The organism is Azospirillum oryzae (genome assembly GCF_900177515.1).
In the GTDB taxonomy this organism is placed as follows: Bacteria; Pseudomonadota; Alphaproteobacteria; order Azospirillales; family Azospirillaceae; genus Azospirillum; species Azospirillum oryzae_A.
The window spans coordinates 777811-795804 of record NZ_FXAK01000007.1; the positions used below are offsets into that span (position 1 = coordinate 777811).

Consider the following 17994-nt stretch of genomic DNA (forward strand, 5'->3'; position numbering starts at 1 on the left):
ACGTCGCCGGTCAAGCGCCGCGCGGTGGTTCCGAAAATAGCGCTGGCAAGCGGGCGGCGGCAAACTTACGGTGTGGCCGCCGAGCTTGTCCGGGGCAGGGGGCCGCTCGCGGCAATCAGTGCGTGCGGGAGCGTCTTGGGCATGATCGACCAGCGGACCAGCGATTTCCTTTCGGAATTTCTGGCGTCTTCCCATCGGGACCCGGCGCGGCTCGACAGCTTTCTGTTGCATGGGCCCGGCCGCGGCGCTCGCGCGGCGAAGCCGCGGCTGAAGATCGCCTTCTTCGATTTCTGGCCGGAGTTCGATCCGGCTGCCAACTTCTTCGTGGATATCCTGTCCGCCCGCTTCGACGTTTCGGTCGTCGACAACGACAGCGATCTCGCCATCGTGTCGGTGTTCGGCACCCGCCACCGCGAGGCGCGGACCGCCCGGTCGATGTTCTTCACCGGCGAGAATGTGCGGCCGCCGCTCGACGGCGTCGACATGTCGGTGTCGTTCGACCGCATCGACGATCCCCGCCATTACCGCCTGCCGCTCTACGTCATGCATGCCTGGGACCACAGGCGGGAGGGGGCGACGCCGCATTTCTGCCAGTCCGTCCTGCCGCCGGTGCCGCCGACGCGGGAGGAGGCCGCGAAGCGGAAATTCTGCGCCTTCCTCTACAAGAATCCCAACTGCGCCCGACGCAACGATTTCTTTCAGATGCTCTGCGCCCGACGCCATGTGGAGTCGGTCGGCTGGCTGCTGAACAACACCGGCAGCGTGGTCAAGATGGGCTGGCTGCCGAAGATCCGGGTCTTTTCCCGCTATCGCTTCGCCTTCGCCTTCGAGAATGCGAGCCATCCCGGCTATCTGACGGAGAAGATCCTCGACGCCTTCCAGGCCGGCGCCGTGCCGCTCTACTGGGGCGATCCGGGGGTCCTGCGCGATGTCGCGGCCGGCAGCTTCATCGACGTGTCGCGCTATGCGTCCGACGAGGAGGCCTGCGATGCCATCCTGGCCGCCGACGACGACTATGACACCTATCGCCGCTATCGCAGCACGCCGCCGTTCCTGGGCGCGGAGGACTTCTATTTCGACGCCTTCCGTCTGGCCGAATGGATCGAAAGCCGGCTTTGAGCGGCGGGAGGACGTGCGATGAAGCGGGTGCTGCTGAACTATGCCGACGGGGCCTTCACCACGGCGCAGAAATACAATGCGCAGACCGGCCTTGCCGTGGGCGGCTTCGACGGCGTGGCCATGATGGGCCGGCAGCACATCGACGCCACCTTCGCCGCACGGAACCGGCATATCCTGGAGCAGCCGCGCGGGGCCGGTTATTGGCTGTGGAAGCCCTATTTCATCGATCTCGTGCTGCGTGAGCACCTGCAGGACGGCGACATGCTGTTCTACAGCGACAGCGGCGCCCATTTCGTCCACAACGTCGATCCGGTGATCGAACTCTGCCGCCGGCGGCGCGACCTGCCGGTTCTGCTGTTCACGCTGGAGGACGAGCACAGCAACCGTGTCTGGACGAAGCGCGACTGTTTCCATTTCATGGGGCTTGACCGGCCGCCCTTCATCGACGCGCCGCAGATCCTCGCCAGCTTCATCGTCTGCGAGCGTGGGCCGGAAAGCCGGGACTTCATTTCCCGATGGCTGCGCTATGCCCAGGATGCCCGGCTGATCACCGACGCCCCCAACGAATGCGGCCTGCCGAACTATCCGGAGTTTCGCGACCATCGCCACGACCAGAGCATCCTCAGCCTGCTCGGCCGCCGCCACGGCGTGACCACCATTCCCGACATCTCGAACTGGGGTGATGCCAGACGTCCGGCCGGGATTCCCCGCATCCTGGAACACACGCGCTGGCGCAGCTGAGGTCGGCTATGGCGGACAAAGGCCAATTGACCAGCTTCACACGGGGAATGGCGGCGGAAAGGGCCGGCAAAGCGGAGGAGGCGAGGGCGCGATACCTCGAAGCCCTGCAGGCCGAGCCGCAGAATCCGAAGGCCCTGCACCGGCTTGGCGTCGTCGAGTTGCGGCTGGGCCGCCCGCGCGAGGCGGTGATCCTGTTCCAGAAGTCGCTGGCCATCGCCAAGGACCTGGACGTCTATCTCGATTTCGGGGCGGCGATGGCCGGCATGGCCCGTTGGGATGCGGCGGCGACGGTCTATGCGGCGGCGCTGCGGGCCGCGCCCGATTCGGTCGATGCCCATTATGGCTTAGCGCTGGCCCTGCACAGCCAGGGACGGCCGCAGGACGCGGAACCTCATTACCGCAAGGTACTGGCGACCCATTCCCATCTGGGGGAGGTCCACAACAATCTCGGCGTCGCCCTGCAGGACCTCGGACGCTTTGCCGAGGCGGTGGCCGCGCATCGGGAGGCGGCGCGGCTGTCTCCCGCCGACGCCTCGGCACTGTCCAGGCTGGGCGTGGCGCTCCATCACCTTGGCCGGAATGCGGAGGCGGAAGCGGCCTTCCGCAAGGCCATCGGCTTGGCGCCGCTCGACGTCGGCATCCGGCACGACCTGACCTGCCTGCTCCATGCCGCCGGCCGCCCGGCCGACGCGGTCGCCGCCGGCCGTCCGGCGGTGGCGCTCGACCCGGCGAACGCGCGGAACTGGCTGGCTCTGGGCAATGCGGCGCATGCAATGCGCCTCCGTGAGGACGCCTGGCGTGCCGCCGCCGCCGCGGTCCGGCTGGAGCCGTCCAATCCGGCGGCGCACAACAATCTCGCCAACGCCCTGCGGGAACTCGGCCGCCTGCGCGAGGCCGTCGCCGGCTATCGCGCGGCCTTGGACCTGCAGCCCGATTTCCCGACGGCGGAGATCAATCTGGCTCAGCTCCTGTCGTTCCTGCGCGAGTCCAACGGCGCACTGGCGATCCTGAGAAGCCTGCTCGTCCGGCAGCCGCTGAACGCCGAGGCTTGGCGGCGGCTGGCCGGCGTGCTGGCGGAGGCCTTCCGCCCCGATCTTGCGGTCGCCGCCCTGCGCAATGCCGTCGCCCTGGCTCCCGACGATGCGGATGCCTGCGCCGATCTGGCGATGGCCGCCGCGATGAGCGGCTGGAGCGCGGTATCGGCGGTGGCCTGCCGGAGGGTGCTGCGGCTGGTTCCCGGCCATGGCGCGGCGCTTGGCCAACTGGTTCACCAGCAGAGGCTGCTCTGCGACTGGCGGGACCTGGACGATCTGGAGTCGCTGCTCCTCCGCCGGGTGCGGGAGGGGGCGGAGGGCATATCCCCGTTCGACGTCCTGTCCTGCGCCTCGACCCTTGCCAACCAGCAATCGGCCGCGACCCGCTGGGCGGCGGCGAAGGCCCGCGGCGCGGTTCCTCTCTCCCGGCCTCCCGCTCTTCCACGCGATGGCCGTCTGCGGATCGGCTATCTGTCGTCGGATTTCCGGGAACATGCGATGGGCCACCTGATGGTGGATGCCCTGGAAACGCATGACCGGTCCCGCTTCGCCGTCACCGCCTATTCGACCGGCGCCGACGACGGCAGCCCGCTGCGCCGCCGGTTCGAGCAGGGGCTCGAACGGTTCGTCGACCTGCACCGCCATGGCGATGCCGACGCGGCGCAGGTCATCGCGGCCGATGGTATCGACATTCTGGTCGATCTGACCGGCTTCACCACCTTCTCGCGGACGTCGATCCTGGCTGCCCGCCCGGCTCCGCTGCAGGTCAACTGGTTGGGTTATCCGGGCACGCTGGGGGCCGGCTATGTCGATTACATCCTGGCCGACCCCGAGGTGATCGCGGAGGGCGAGGAGGCGTTCTTCACCGAGCGGGTGGTGCGGCTGCCGGATTGCTACCAGCCCAACGACCGCCGCCGTGCCATCGCCGCCGACACCCCGTCGCGCGCGGATTGCGGACTGCCGGCCGACGGATTCGTCTTCTGCTGCTTCAACAGCGCCTACAAGCTGACGCCCGCCCTGTTCGACGGCTGGGCGCGCATCCTGGCGGCGGTGCCGGGCAGCGTCCTGTGGCTCTATGCCGGAAATCCGCAGGTGGCGGCCAACCTGCGCCGCGAGGGCGAGGCGCGCGGCCTCGATCCCGGCCGTCTCGTCTTCGCCGGCCCGATTCCCCATGCCGAGCATCTGGCGCGTCACCGGCTGGCGGACCTGTTTCTCGACACGCTTCCCTACAACGCGCACACCACCGCCAGCGACGCGCTGTGGGCGGGATTGCCGGTGCTGACGCGGCGCGGCACGACCTTTGCCGGGCGCGTGGCGGCCAGCCTGCTGCGGGCCGCCGGACTGCCGGAGCTGATCGTCGACGGGCAGGAGGCCTATGAGGCGGCGGCGGTGGACCTTGCGTGTTCACCACAACGGCTCCGCGGCCTGCGGGAGCGGCTGATCCGCGATCGGCAGACCTGCCCGCTGTTCGATACGCCCCGATTCACCCGGCATCTCGAGGCGGCCTATCGGGCGATGTGGGACATTCATCTTGCGGGCGGGCCTCCGCGCGCAATCGCCATCGCGGCCGAGGGCGGCAGCGGTTTGCCATCCGCTGCGCAGGAAGGGAAGGACTGACATGACGACCGGCGACAGCGCGAACCCGCGCCTCCACATCGTCGTCCCCTATCGGGATCGGGAGGACCATCTGCGGCAATTCGTTCCGTGGGTGAGCGCCTATTTCGACCGGCTCGTGCCGAGGATCGACTATCGCGTCACCATCGTGGAGCAGGAGGACGGCCTTCCCTTCAACCGGGGGGCGCTGAAGAATGCCGGTTTCCTGCTGGGCGAAGGGCAGAGCGACTATACCTGTCTGCACGACGTCGATTACCTGCCGGTCGATGCCGACTATTCCTGGGCCGATTGCCCCACCCCCATCCTCTGGTTTGGGGCGGAGCAGCGGCCGGTCGCGCCTGGGCGGTCGGACAGGACGGTAACCACCAACCTGGAAAGCACGATGGGCGGCGCGCTGCTGATGCCGAACGGCGTCATGCGGCAGGTCGATGGCTATTCCAACCTGTTCTGGGGCTGGGGGTACGAGGATTTCGACTTCTCGCTGCGCATCCGGGCGCGCCGCATCCCCACCGGCCGGCGCAAGGGCCGCTTCCAGCCGCTCGACCACGACAATGACGGTTTCACGCCGGATGCGGCGCCGTCGCCGATCTCCGTCGTCAACCGTCGCGTCTTTCAGGAGCTTTGGTCCACCGGCAAGATCCCGGCCGGCGACGGGCTGTCGACGCTTTCCTTTGACATACTGGACCGCCGCCCCTGCGACGGTGCCGTCGCCCAGGCGCGAGCGCGGTGGGAAATCGTCCGCGTGCGCTTCAACCACCGTCCCCGGCCGGAGCAGGCGGCGGCCGACACTGCGCAGTGAATCTTCGGCGGGAGATGGGACGACCGCATGACAGGCGGCTTGTCATTTTCGCCGACAGCGGACTTTATGATCGCCCCCGCGTCCGGCCGACCGTGGTTTCGGCAACAGGACCGGTGAACTGGAGATGAGACGGGTATGAGTGCTGCGCCGGTGACCGCTCTGCTGGAGAATTTCCTGAACGGGCGGGTCACGCTGCTCGCCGCCGGGCAGGGGGCGGAGGCGTGGTCCGACGGACTGAGATCGGACGACCGGATCGTCATCGCCGCGGACGCACCCGGTCCGCTGGACGACTGGTGCGCCGGCCTGGGCCTGCGGCATGTCGACTGGCTGGTGCTGCATCGCGTCGGCGGTGTGCTGCCGGTACTGGAAAGCGCCGGAGAGATGCTGCGGCTCCGCCGCATCGATTTCCTTCAGTTCGACGGAGCCGGGAACGGTGATGGGGCGTCCGGCGACTTGCCGGCGCTCTATGCCCTGTTGCAGCGCCATCGCTATTCGATGTTCCGTTTCGACGGCCGGACCTTGCAGCATTGCCTGCAACCGCCTGCGGATGACGGGGCCTGTACCCATCTGGCGGTGGCGCCACGCCATGTGCAGCGGCTATTCACCCGTGACCGTACGATGTTCCGCTATTCCGACCTGTTTCCGCGCTATGGCATCATCCCGCGCGGAATCGTCCATGTCGGCGCGCACGAGGGCGAGGAGTATCCCCAGTATGTCGAAGCCGGCTGCCGCCGGGTCCTGTTCGTCGAGGCCGATCCGGACACCTATGGCCGCCTGGCCCCCCGCTTCGTCGGCAATCCGGATGTCGTCTGCGTCAATCGCGCGGTGTCCGACCGGGTCGGACGGCTCCCCTTTTCCCGGATGAGCGGCAGCCAGTCCAGTTCTCTGCTGCCGCCGAAGGAGCATTTGGACGTCTATCCCGGCATCACCCTGACCGGAACCATCGAGGTCGACGCGGCCCCGCTTCCCCACATCCTGGCGGAATTCGGAATCGATGCCGACGGCTACAATGTGCTGGCCATCGACACGCAGGGCGCGGAACGCATGATCCTGGCCGGCTGCGGCCCGCTGCTGGGACGTTTCGACGCCGTGGCGGTGGAGGTGAACTACGCCGAACTTTACCAGGGCTGCGGCCGGATCGCCGACATCGACGATCTGCTGTTCCCCCACGGCTTCGAGCGGGTCGAGGAAATCAGTCCATTCCACCACAGCTGGGGCGACGCCTTCTACGTCCGCCGCGGCTGAGGGAGCGGCGTCAAGGGGGCGGCACGCACCGCCCCCCGCCGGCATCACATGCTCGACTTGCCGCCGTGGGCCGACGACCAGCCGACCGGGTCGTTCAGGAACTTCTCGACCTCGGACAGGGTGTTCTCGTCGAAATAGCGGTTGTCGCGGGCGACCTTCAGCACGTCCCACCAGGTGCACAGCGCATGCAGGCGCACGCCGATGGCGTCCATGTTGACCTTCGACTGCGGGAAGATGCCGTAGTGGAAGATCACGAAGGTGTCGGTCACCTGGGCGCCGCCGTTGCGCAGCGCGGTGACGAAGTTCTCCTTGCTCTTGCCGTCGGTCGCCAGATCCTCGACCAGCAGGACGCGCTGCCCCTCGGTCAGCAGGCCCTCGATCTGGGCGTTGCGGCCGAAGCCCTTCGGCTTCTTGCGCACATACTGCATCGGCAGTTCCAGCCGGTCGGCGATCCAGGCGGCGAAGGGGATGCCGGCGGTCTCGCCGCCCGCCACCGCGTCGATGGCCTCATAGCCGATCTCGCGCTCGATGGTGGCGACGGCGAAATCCATCAGCGCCTTGCGGGCGCGCGGGAAGGAGACGATGCGGCGGCAGTCGGTGTAGACCGGGCTCGCCCAGCCCGAGGTGAAGATGAAGGGCGTCTCGGCGTTGAAGTGCAGCGCCTTGATCTCCAGCAGGATCTTGGCCGCGGTGGCGGCGATGGTGGCCTGATCGGGCAGGGTCGACATGGAAGAACGCTCCGGAAAACGGGATGGCTCGCGCGGATGCCCCCTGTGTAGCGGCGGTTCCGGCGAATCGCAACGGCAGGCGGTCCGGATCCCGCCCGCGCGGGGCGGGATTCAGACGGGAATGTCGCCGAACACCCGGCCGTCGGGACCGGTCGGCCCCCCAGGAGAGGTGCCGGAACCGGTGCCGGGCGTCATGGTGCCCTTCAGCCAGCGGGCGAACTGGCGGTCGGCGGTGTTGATGTGCAGCATCAGCCACTGCGGCAGGAATTCGGCAAGGCTCCGCCGCATCTCCTCGTCCGCCACCTCGCCTGAGGCGAAGGCATGCACGCGGTCCCAGGCGAGCTGGTGCTGGCCGATATGGTCGTCGAGGAAGGGATAGCCCGCCTCCTCCATCACCTGCTGTTCGTCGGCGAAATGCGACTCGGTGTAGGCGACGGCGGCGGCCAGCGTGCTGCGCATCTCCTCGGCCGGCCGGCCTTCGGTGACGGCGTGTTCGAAGGCCTGGACCAGCGCGATCCACTCCCGGTGCTGCTCGTCGATGGAGTTGACGCCCAGGACCAGATCGTCGCTCCAGACGAGGCGGCCGTAATCGACGGTGTCGTTGCTCTCGCTGTCGATCATGGCGGGGCCCAATTTCGGTCGGAGGGGGCGGCGGTCGAAGGTGCATCCGGCGGACGTAACCCGCAGAGCCTGCGGCGGCCGGAGACTTCCTAGTGTCCCCGGCCGCAACCGGCAAGCGTAGGCTTTGCTACCTTTTGCCCCACCCCCCTTACTATTCCAGGCCGTGACGGGACCGGACCGGACCGTGCCGGGATCAGACCTTGCCGCGCACGCTGCCGAGGAAGCGGTCGACCTGCGCGTGCAGCAGTTCGGCCTGCTTCGACAACTCCCCGGACGAGGAGAGCAGGCGGCTGGCGCCGCTTCCGGTCTCCGACGCCGCCTGCAGGACACCGCCGATCGAGGAGGAGACCTCGTTGGTTCCGGCCGCCGCCTGCTGGACGTTGCGGGCGATCTCCATCGTGGCGGCGTTCTGTCCGTCCACCGCCTGGGCGATGGTACCGACGATGACGTTCACCTCGCCGATGGTGGCGGCGATGCTCTGGATCGCCTGGACCGCGTCGGCGGTCGCCGTCTGGATCTCGGCGATCTGCTGCGAGATGTCGCCGGTGGCCTTGGCGGTCTGGTTGGCCAAGCTCTTCACCTCGCTGGCGACCACGGCGAAGCCCTTGCCCGCCTCGCCGGCGCGCGCCGCCTCGATGGTCGCGTTCAGCGCCAGCAGGTTGGTCTGACCGGCGATGGAGTTGATGAGGTTCACCACGTCGCCGATCTGGTTCGCCTTGGACGACAGGCCGTCGACGATGCGGTTGGTGCCGTCGGCCTGATCGGCCGCCTGCTTGGCCTTGCGGCTGCTCTCGCCGATCTGCCGGCCGATCTCGGCGATGGAGGCGGCCAGTTCCTCGGCGGCGGCGGCCACGGTCTGGACATTGACCGACGCCTGTTCCGATGCGGCGGCGACGGTGGTCGCCTGCGTTTCGGTATGGTCGGCGGTCGTCGCCAGCGACTGCGCCAGGGATCGCACCTCGGTGGAGGAGGAGGCGACGCTGTCGACCACGCCCTTCACCTCGCTTTCGAACCGGTCGGCCAGCGCCGCCATCTCGGCATGCTTGCGCTCCTCGGCGGCATGTTCGGCCTCGGCCTGGCGGCGGCGGAAGGCGTCGGCCTCCACGGCGTTGGCCTTGAACACCTCGACGGCGCCGGTGATCTGCCCGATCTCGTCCTTGGCCTCTGACGGCGGAACGGCGACGCTCAGGTCGCCCTTGGCCAGCGTCAGCATCGCGTCGGTCAGCCGGCGAAGCGGACGCAGGGCCGCCACCGTCCACAGCCCGAAGGCGCCGGACAGCAGCAGGGCGGCGGCGCACAGCGACAGCATCAGCGTCTGGAATCCGCTGGCGACGGTGCGGGCGCGGGCGGCGATCTGCTGGTTCTTGTGCTCCTGCAGGTCGATGAAGGCGTTGATGCGCTTCAGCCATTCGGTGAAGGCGGGCCGGGCGTCCTGCATCAGGGCCTTCTGCGCGGCGGCCATGTCACCCGCCTTGCGCGCGGCGATGACCGCCTTGAGCGCCGGCAGGGTCTTCGCTTCCATCTCCTTGATGCCGGCGAGCATGGCCCGCTCCTCCGGCTCGATGTCGGACATGGTCGCGAACATGGCGTCGAGCGGCTTGGCCGCCTGGTCATAGAAGGCGGCCAGCCGGTCGATGTCGGCCAGGACGGCGGACAGCGTCGCCGCATCGCTGGTCAGCACCACGTCGCGGAGCGCAATCGCGCGGTCATGCACGCTGCCGCGGAAATTGATGGCATAGCGCTGCTTGACGCTGTTCACGTCGTTGATCCGGGTGAGATCGGAATCGATCTTCCGCACCTCGCGGACCCCGATGACGGTCAGGCTGATCAGAAGCACAAGCACCGCGCCGAAGCCGAGGAACAGCCGTGCGCGTATGGTGGCGTGCCGTGGAAGGAGCATGTCGGCGGGATCCCGTCAAAGTTGGCCCGGATGGGCAATGAAAGAACTCTAACCCGGAAGTCGTTACCTTTTCGGGTTAGTCAGTTTGTATCGCACAGTGCAAGCGGCAAGCCCGGCGCGACGTCGGCGTCGGAAAAAATATGTCCTAAAAATGGCATGGGACTCGGGGCCGGTTGCGGATCGCGGACTGGGCCGCAATATGCGGTGGCTGGAGACCGCCCCGCAGAAACTGTCTTGGATTCCCAGATGCCGCTCCTGTCCGCGCCTTCCCGCTCCCGCAGACTGTCGCGCCTGCTGGCGTTGGCCCTGCTTCCGGCCCTGCTGATGCCGCCGCTGGTCCCCGGTTCCGCCGCCGCGGCGGACCGGCCGGAAGGCGGCACGACCGAAGCGGGAAAGGCGGACGCGGCAAAGCCGGCCGACCCCAATTCCGAAGGCCGCAAATCCGACGGGCTCCAGGGCTTCGACCCCCAGCGCAGCGTCACCCGGCACAGCCTGCCGCTGCCGGGCGGGGCGCTGGCCTACAGCGCGACGGCCGAGTTCCTGCCGCTTCGCGATGGCGCGAAGGAGGAACTGGCGGCCCGCATCTTCACGGTGTCCTACACCGCCGAACCGGCCGAATCGAAGAATCCATCCGAGGGGCCGCGTCCGGTCACCTTCGTCTTCAACGGCGGACCGGGGGCGGCATCGGCCTATATGCATCTGGGCGCCGCCGGCCCCAAGGTCGTCGCCTTCGGGCCGGACGGAACCCTGCCGCGACCGCCGGCGCCGCTGGTCGACAATCCCGACAGCTGGCTGGCCTTCACCGATCTGGTCTTCATCGATCCGGTCGGCACCGGCTACAGCCGCGGGCTGAAGCCGGACGAGGATGAGAAGCGCTTCTGGTCGGTGGAGGGCGACGCCCGGTCGATGGCCGAGATCGTCCGTCTTTGGCTGACCCGCAATGGCCGCTGGTCGTCGCCGACCTTCCTGGCGGGGGAGAGCTATGGCGGCTTCCGCATCGCCAGGATGGCGGACGAGCTGATCGAACGGGTCGGGCTTGCGGTGAACGGCCTGATCCTGGTCTCCCCCGTCGTCGATTTTGCCGCCATCGACGAGGACGGCATCCTCGGCCCGGCGCTGAAGCTGCCGTCGATGGCCGCCTCCGCCGCGGCGCTGGGGCGTGCGGCCGGCACGCCGGAACAGGCGGCCGAAGCGGCGGAACGCTTCGCGCTCGGCCCTTACCTGACCGGGCTGGCCCGGCTCGACTACGGCCGGCTCGACGCGGAAAAGGACGTCTTCGCCGAGGTGGCGCGCATCACCGGCCTGCCGGTGGAAATGGTGCGGCGCCAGCGCGGGCGCATTCCGATGGGCGTCTTCACGCGCGAGCTTCTGCGCGACCGGGAGCAGGTCCTCAGCATCTATGACGGGACCTTCACCGCGCCCGACCCCGATCCGGGGGCGCCGCGCGTGCCGTTCGACCCCTTCCTGAAGGGCACGATCCCGACCTACACCACGGCCTTCGCCGCCTATGTCCACGACGCGCTCGGGGTGCGGACGGACACGCCTTACCGGCTGCTCAGCGACCGGGTGAACCGGAACTGGGACTGGCCGCGCATGACGGTGCCGAGCGCCGTGGACGCGCTGCAGACGGCATTGACCCTGCAGCCGGCGCTGCGGGTGCTGATCGTCCATGGCCGCACCGACCTGATCACGCCCTACATGGCGTCGCGCTGGGTCGCGTCCAGGCTGGAGCTGCCGGAGGGGGAACGCGGCCGGGTTTCGGTGACGGTGCATCCCGGCGGCCACATGATGTACACGCGGGCGGAGGGGCGGGCGGCGCTGGCCGCCGACGCCCGGGCGCTGATCGCGGAGGCCCTGCGGCGGCGCTGACCGGCGCCAAGCCGGTTGGGGCCAAGCCGGTTGGGGAAGTCCACAAAGGAAAAGGGGCGCCCCGGCGGGGGCGCCCCTTTTCGTGTGATCGGTTGCCGTTCCGGATCAGAACAGGCGCAGGATCGACTGCTGCGACTGGTTGGCGAGCGAGAGGGCGATGGTGCCCAGCTGCTGGCGGGTCTGCAGCATCAGCAGGCTGGCGCCTTCCTCGTTCTGGTCGGCCAGCGTCAGCTTGCTGGCGCCTTCCGTCAGCACGTCGCTGAACTCCTTGGTGAAGCTCTCGCGGGTCGTGATGATGTTCAGGTTGGTCGACAGGTTCTGCGACGCGGAGCGGATCGTCGCCTTGGCATGATCCAGGCCGGCGACCGCCTTGTCGATGTCGGCGCGGTCCATCCAGCCGTTCTGCGCCGCATCCATCTGCAGGCCCTGGCCGCTGGTCGACAGGTTGACCGCGTTCACCGTGATCGAGTTGGTGTTGCGCTCGTTGAGCTGGACGGTGATGTCGTTCGACGTGTTGGCGTCGGAGATCTGCTTGGTGACGATGTTGGCCGAGCAGTTCGCCGAGGCGGCCTGCTTGATGGTCTTGGCGTCGACGTTCAGGCGCACCGTGCCGCTGTCGAAGGTGAAGGACTGCTCGCCGCCGTCCAGCTTGCCGTCGCCGCGGCTGTTCATACCGTCGCGGGTGACCTGGGCGCCGTTGGAGTTGGTGACCTGGATTTGCAGGTCGACCTTCTTCTCGATGGTCGAGATGCCGTTGCCCTGGTTGTTCGCCGCTTCCAGCAGGCGGCGGTCGACCGTGAAGGACACGATCGTGCCCGACGCGAAGCTCTCCGAGATCTTCTTGGTCAGCGCGTTGGTCGCGCTGGTCGTCACCGTCATCTCGCGAACCACGCCGGCCGTGGTGTTGCCGGTCAGGGTGATGGTGCCGCTGGTGCCGATGGACGCGGTGGCGACATCCTTGCCGGCCAGACGACCGCCGCTGGCGATTGCGTTGCTGATCGAGGCCTGCAGCCGGGTCGCGACGTTGAGGGCGGCGTTCTGGCCGACGGAGACGTCGCCGCTGGTGGCGGTGTAGCTGAAGGACTGGCCTTCCACCGTGATCGAGAAGATGTCGCCTTCCTCGATGGTGCCGCTGACGTTCACCGTCGACACCTGCGGCACGCCCGAGGTCGCCGCCGTCTGCAGTTTGGCTTCGATCGTCTGGGTGTTGTCGAAGTAGGAGATCGTGCGGCTTTCGTCGCCGTCCTTGACGATGAAGTCGCGGGTGCGGCCGTTGGCGCCGCGCACCTCGATCTGGACGTCGGAGAAGCTGCCCAGCGTGCTCGACATCGTGCCCGACAGCTTCAGACCGACGAGGCCGTGCGCGTTCTCCGCGGTGGAGATGTCGGCGGTCTTGCCCTCGACCGAACCGTCACCCTTGATGCGGATGGCGTAGGTGTCGGCGGAGATCACGTTGGTGACGCGGGCGTTGTCGACGCCGACGATGGTGTTGACGGCGGCACGGGACGCGCTGGTGCTGTCCATGCTCATGCCGTTGCCGTTGATCAGGTTCTTGCCCTGATAGCCGCTGTCGGCGGCCAGCTTGTCGATCTGGTCCTTCAGGGTATTGAACTGCGAGGCCAGCGACTTGCGGGTGGCGATGGAGGCGGCGTCGTTGCCCAGAGCCGCGTAGGCGGCGGTGGTCAGGCCCTTGGCCTGATCGACCAGCGAGTCGATGGAGGTCAGGCCCTTGTCGGCGGCCTGGATCGTGCTGATCGACTGACCCATCGCGTCCTTCAGCGACGTCAGGTCGCCGGCGCGCTGGTTCAGGCCCTTGGCGGCGAAGAAGGAGGTGGGACCATCGAGAGCCGAATTGATCTTGTTACCCGTCGACAGGATGTTCTGCTTCTTGTCGATCTGCGACTGCGTGCTCTGCAGCTGCAGCAGGTTGGTGCGCATCGAGGCGGTCAGGGTCACATTTCCGGCCATGGTCCTAGTCTCCTTCTGAGGCTGTCCCCGCCCCTGGTCATTTGACCGGCGAGGCAACGTGCGTTTTCCTGACACCACTCTTTCAAGCGCCGTGCCAACTCGTGTGGTGTGACATAAGTCACTGATTTCGCTATGAAATAAAAATAGGTCGGCAAAAAGGGCAGGGTTGGGCCCAAGGGTTCGGGCCCGGCGTCCGAAAAAGTTTCCCGGAATCTTTTGCCGCTGACGGACGGTTCTGCCGGGATGCCGGGCGGCAAGAATCTTCCCTCCGCCCCGCAGGCACGGCTATGGTCGGGCTCCAAACCACGTCCCAAACATCGAACGCATGGCCCCGACGCGGGCCAAAGCAGGGAAGGGAGAAGCATCATGACCGGTCGGATCGACGCACGCCTGGCGGAACTGGGCATCGAGTTGCCGCAGGCCGCCGCCCCGGTGGCCGCCTATGTGCCCTATACCCGTTCGGGCAATACCCTCTACATCTCGGGCCAGGTCACGGTCTGGAACGGCGAGCGCAAGTTCGTCGGCAAGGTCGGCCAGGACTTCACGGTCGAACAGGGCAAGGAAGCCGCACGCCTGTGCGCGCTGAACATCCTGGCCCAGGCCAAGGCCGCGCTGGGCGGCGACCTCGACCGCGTCACCCGCGTGCTGCGGCTGGGCGGCTTCGTCAATTCCGGCGCCGACTTCCACGACCACCCGCTGGTCATCAACGGCGCGTCGGAGCTGATGCGCGACGTCTTCGGCGAGGCCGGCCAGCATGCCCGCGCTGCCGTCGGCGCCCCGTCGCTGCCCGGCAACGTCGCGGTCGAGGTCGACGCGATCCTCGAAGTGGCCTGATGCGTTTACGGCGGTGACGGCGTCTTGCTGTAATGCGGCATGAAGCCTACCTCCTTGCCAGTGTTCAAGGAGACGCATGCATGCCCGACGGCAACGATGCCATCACCGTCAAGGTTCTGACCGGGATCGGCGAGGCGGACCAGCAGGACTGGGACGCCTGCGCCGGTCCCGGCAATCCCTTCCTCTCCCACGCCTTTCTTCTGGCGCTGGAGGAGTCGGGATCGGCGACCGGTAAGTCCGGCTGGCAACCCAGCCATCTTGCCGCCTATGACGGGTCCGGCCGCATGGTCGGCGCGGTGCCCGCCTATCTGAAAAGCCATTCCTACGGCGAGTATGTCTTCGATCATGCCTGGGCCAATGCCTATGAGCGGGCGGGCGGCAGCTATTACCCCAAGCTGCAGGTGGCGGTGCCCTTCACGCCGGTGCCGGGGCCGCGCCTGCTGGTGGCGCCGGGACCGCGGGCCGACGCCGTCGCCGACGCGCTGATCTCGGCGCTGGAGCAGGTGGCGGAGCGGTACGGCGTCTCCTCCGCCCACGTCACCTTCCCGGAGCGTGCGGAGTGGGACCGGCTGGGCGAGGCCGGCTGGCTGAAGCGGCTGGGCGTGCAGTATCACTGGCACAACCGCGGTTACGGCAGCTTCGACGAGTTCCTGGCGGCGCTGAACTCCCGCAAGCGCAAGGCGATCCGCAAGGAACGGCGCGAGGTCGCGGAGAGCAGCGTGCGCCTGCACACCCTGACCGGCGACGAACTGAAGCCGGAGCATTGGGACGCCTTCCACCGCTTCTACCTGGACACCGCCGACCGCAAATGGGGCGGCGGCTATCTCAACCGCCGCTTCTTCGACCTGCTGGGCCGGACCATGGCCGACCGGGTGGTTCTGGTGATGTGCGAGGACGGTGGGGAGTGGGTGGCCGGCGCGCTGAACCTGCTGGGCGACGACGCGCTGTACGGCCGCAACTGGGGCTCCGACGGGCGCTATCGCTTCCTGCATTTCGAGGCGTGCTATTACCGCGCGCTGGACTTCGCCATCGAGCGCGGGCTGGCGCGGGTCGAGGCCGGCGCCCAGGGCGAGCACAAGATCCAGCGCGGCTACCTGCCGGTGCCGACCTACAGCGCCCATTGGATCGCCGACCCCGGCTTCCGCCGCGCGGTGGAGCGTTACCTTCAGCAGGAACGCCCCGCGGTGGAAGCGGAGATCGAGGCGCTGGACGAGGAACTGTCGCCCTACCGGCGGGAGGGCTGAGGCTTACTCCCAGCCGGCCAGCACCGTGGCTGCATCGCTTTCCTGCAAGGGCGCGCGCTCCGGCGGCGGGGCGCCGTCGACGCGCAGGCCCATCAGCGTTTCGACCAGCGGCTCCGGGCCGGCTGCGACGCGGACCTGTCCACGGGCGGCGACGTGCGGGTGGTCCGGCACCTCCGTCAGCTCCGGCACCGCCTCGAAACAGCAGTCGACGGGGTCGAGCAGCGCCTTCCACTCCGCCAGTGTCCGGGTGGCGAACAGGGTCTCCAACTCGGCGGTCAGGTCGGTCTGGGGCAGGGGATCCTCCTGCCGGGCGATCCAGTCGGGCCGGCCGACCGCCTCGCAGAAGCCCTGCCAGAATTTGGCCTCCAGCGCCGACAGGGTGACGAAGCGGCCGTCGGCGGTGCGATAGATGCGGTAGCAGGCGGCCCCGCCCGACAGCAGCGCCTCGCCACGCTTCGGCATGGTGCCGCGCGCCGCCGCGGTCAGGGTCATGCCCTGCCAGCCAAGCACCGATTCCATGATCGACAGGTCGAGGAAGCAGCCCTGTCCCGTCCGCTCGCGCCCCAGCAGCGCGCCCGCCACCGCCAGCGCCGTCTGTTGGGCCGAGGCGAAATCGGCGACCGGCAGATAGCTGATGACCGGCCGGTCCGGCAGCCCGGAGGCATCCAGCCCGCCGCCGACCGCCATGTAATTCAGATCGTGCCCGGCCCGCGTGGCATAGGGGCCGTCGTAGCCCCAGCCCGACAGGCTGGCATGGACCAGCTTCGGGTTGATCTCCCGCAGCCGCTCCCGCCCCAGCCCCAGCTTGTCCATCACGCCGGGCCGGTAGCTTTCGATCAGCGCGTCGGCTTTCGCCAGCAACCCTTCCAGCGCCGCGCGCCCGTCGGCCGATTTCAGGTCCAGGCGGATGACGGTCTTGCCGGCGTTCAGCAGCTTGTAGGCGGCGGTGGTGCCGTCGCTGTCCACGGGACCCAGCCGGCGCAGCGGATCGCCGGCCGGCGCCTCCACCTTCACCACCGTGGCGCCCAAGTCGCCGAGAAGCTGCGCCGCATAGGGGCCGGGCAGATACTGCCCAAGGTCGATGACGCGCAGTCCGGACAGGAAGGGCAGGGGCATGGCGGTGCTCGCTCTTGGTTGGTTGTCGGGGTGGGGGTCTGACGCCCCCCGATCTCACCCCCCCGTCACGCTCATATGCCGCCCGACCGCCGGCCCCTGGTGGCGGCGGTCGATGATGAAGTCGTGGCCCTTGGGCTTGCGGGTGATCGCCTCGCGCACCGCGTCGATCAGCGGGCCGTCCTCGTCGCTGACGCGCAGGGGCGTGCGCAGGTCGGCGGCGTCCTCCTGGCCCAGGCACATGTAGAGCGTGCCGGTGCAGGTCAGCCGCACGCGGTTGCAGCTTTCGCAGAAATTGTGGGTCAGCGGCGTGATGAAGCCGACGCGCTGGCCGGTCTCCTCCACCCGGACATAGCGGGCGGGGCCGCCGGTGCGGTGGTCGCTCTCGGTCAGGGTCCAGCGCTTCTGCAACTCGGCCTTCAGCATGGTCAGCGGCCAATACTGGTCGAGCCGGGCGCCTTCGCCGATATCGCCCATCGGCATCACTTCGATGAAGGTCAGGTCGAAGCCCTGCTCGCCGCACCACGCCACCATCCGGTGGATTTCGTCGTCGTTGACGCCCTTCAGCGCCACCGTGTTGATCTTGATCTTCAGCCCGGCGTCCTTGGCCGCCTGGATGCCGCCCAGGATCTTGTCCAGCTTGCCCCAGCGGGTGATGGCCTGGAACTTGTGCGGGTCGAGCGTGTCCAGGGATACGTTGATCCGCCGCACCCCGGCCTCATAAAGCCCGGCCGCATGTTTGAACAGCATGGTGCCGTTGGTGGTCAGCGTCAGCTCGTCGAGGTCGCCCGAGTCGATGTGGCGGCCCAGCGAGCGGATCAGCCGCATCACGTCGCGCCGCACCAGCGGCTCGCCGCCGGTCAGCCGCAACTTGCGCGTGCCCAGCTTCACGAAGGCGCTGCACAGCCGGTCCAGTTCCTCCAGCGTCAGCACCTCCGCCTTCGGCAGGAAGCTCATGTCCTCCGCCATGCAGTAGACACAGCGAAGGTCGCAGCGGTCGGTGACCGACACGCGCAGATACTCCACCTTGCGGCCGAACGGATCGATCAGCGGGGCGGTGGCGGCTGACGGCAGGCTATCGGACACGGGGTTGATCATCGCTGGACTCCACGGGCGGCCGCTGGCGGGCCGCCACAGTATATGTTCGCCACACGCACGATGTGCA

Annotated in this window: 14 protein-coding genes; 8 read left to right on the forward strand and 6 right to left on the reverse strand. The window is 68.2% G+C overall.

Going from position 1 to position 17994, the window contains the following annotated elements; genetic code table 11:
• The first annotated feature begins 141 nt into the window (after positions 1-141).
• The 5 genes from B9N97_RS16160 (at position 142) to B9N97_RS16180 (ending at position 6552) form a co-directional block, all read left to right on the forward strand.
• Complete coding sequence (locus B9N97_RS16160; RefSeq protein WP_085088362.1) at positions 142-1119, forward strand: glycosyltransferase family 10 domain-containing protein; 978 nt, start codon at positions 142-144, stop codon at positions 1117-1119.
• Positions 1120-1137: 18 nt separating this feature from the next.
• Positions 1138-1860 (forward strand): hypothetical protein, encoded by a 723-nt coding sequence (locus B9N97_RS16165; RefSeq protein ID WP_085088365.1) that lies wholly within the window; start codon positions 1138-1140, stop codon positions 1858-1860.
• Between the two features lie 26 nt (positions 1861-1886).
• Positions 1887-4511 (forward strand): tetratricopeptide repeat protein, encoded by a 2625-nt coding sequence (locus B9N97_RS16170; protein ID WP_085090610.1) that lies wholly within the window; start codon positions 1887-1889, stop codon positions 4509-4511.
• Position 4512: 1 nt separating this feature from the next.
• Positions 4513-5307 (forward strand): galactosyltransferase-related protein, encoded by a 795-nt coding sequence (locus B9N97_RS16175; protein ID WP_085088368.1) that lies wholly within the window; start codon positions 4513-4515, stop codon positions 5305-5307.
• A gap of 135 nt (positions 5308-5442) precedes the next feature.
• The gene (locus B9N97_RS16180) at positions 5443-6552 is read left to right on the forward strand and encodes an FkbM family methyltransferase (protein WP_085088371.1); all 1110 of its coding nucleotides are present in this window, start codon (positions 5443-5445) and stop codon (positions 6550-6552) included.
• A gap of 44 nt (positions 6553-6596) precedes the next feature.
• Here B9N97_RS16180 and B9N97_RS16185 read toward each other — a convergent pair whose 3' ends face one another.
• From B9N97_RS16185 to B9N97_RS16195, 3 genes are all read right to left on the reverse strand, one after another.
• The gene (locus B9N97_RS16185; protein ID WP_014247028.1) at positions 6597-7280 is read right to left on the reverse strand and encodes an orotate phosphoribosyltransferase; all 684 of its coding nucleotides are present in this window, start codon (positions 7278-7280) and stop codon (positions 6597-6599) included.
• A 111-nt stretch (positions 7281-7391) separates the two neighbouring features.
• Positions 7392-7901, reverse strand: coding sequence for a bacteriohemerythrin (locus tag B9N97_RS16190; RefSeq protein ID WP_085088373.1), 510 nt, complete (start codon positions 7899-7901; stop codon positions 7392-7394).
• Between the two features lie 193 nt (positions 7902-8094).
• Complete coding sequence (locus B9N97_RS16195; protein WP_085088376.1) at positions 8095-9801, reverse strand: methyl-accepting chemotaxis protein; 1707 nt, start codon at positions 9799-9801, stop codon at positions 8095-8097.
• A 246-nt stretch (positions 9802-10047) separates the two neighbouring features.
• Here B9N97_RS16195 and B9N97_RS16200 point away from each other — a divergent pair, with 246 nt between their 5' ends.
• The gene (locus tag B9N97_RS16200; RefSeq protein ID WP_085090611.1) at positions 10048-11670 is read left to right on the forward strand and encodes a S10 family peptidase; all 1623 of its coding nucleotides are present in this window, start codon (positions 10048-10050) and stop codon (positions 11668-11670) included.
• A gap of 105 nt (positions 11671-11775) precedes the next feature.
• Here B9N97_RS16200 and B9N97_RS16205 read toward each other — a convergent pair whose 3' ends face one another.
• Positions 11776-13638 (reverse strand): flagellin N-terminal helical domain-containing protein, encoded by a 1863-nt coding sequence (locus B9N97_RS16205; RefSeq protein WP_085088379.1) that lies wholly within the window; start codon positions 13636-13638, stop codon positions 11776-11778.
• Positions 13639-14004: 366 nt separating this feature from the next.
• On the opposite strand from B9N97_RS16205, the gene B9N97_RS16210 reads away from it, so the two are divergent.
• Positions 14005-14472, forward strand: coding sequence for a RidA family protein (locus tag B9N97_RS16210; protein WP_085088381.1), 468 nt, complete (start codon positions 14005-14007; stop codon positions 14470-14472).
• An 80-nt stretch (positions 14473-14552) separates the two neighbouring features.
• On the forward strand, positions 14553-15716 hold the full coding sequence (locus tag B9N97_RS16215; RefSeq protein ID WP_085088384.1) for a GNAT family N-acetyltransferase: 1164 nt from the start codon (positions 14553-14555) through the stop codon (positions 15714-15716).
• A gap of 3 nt (positions 15717-15719) precedes the next feature.
• Here the strand turns inward: B9N97_RS16215 and B9N97_RS16220 are convergent, their stop codons facing one another.
• Both B9N97_RS16220 and moaA read right to left on the reverse strand, forming a co-directional pair.
• Positions 15720-16832, reverse strand: a complete 1113-nt coding sequence (locus B9N97_RS16220; protein ID WP_085088387.1) for a CaiB/BaiF CoA transferase family protein — start codon at positions 16830-16832, stop codon at positions 15720-15722.
• 54 nt (positions 16833-16886) lie between these two features.
• Entirely contained in the window at positions 16887-17927 is a 1041-nt protein-coding gene (gene moaA / locus B9N97_RS16225) for a GTP 3',8-cyclase MoaA (protein ID WP_085088390.1), read from the reverse strand.
• Positions 17928-17994 lie beyond the last annotated feature (67 nt).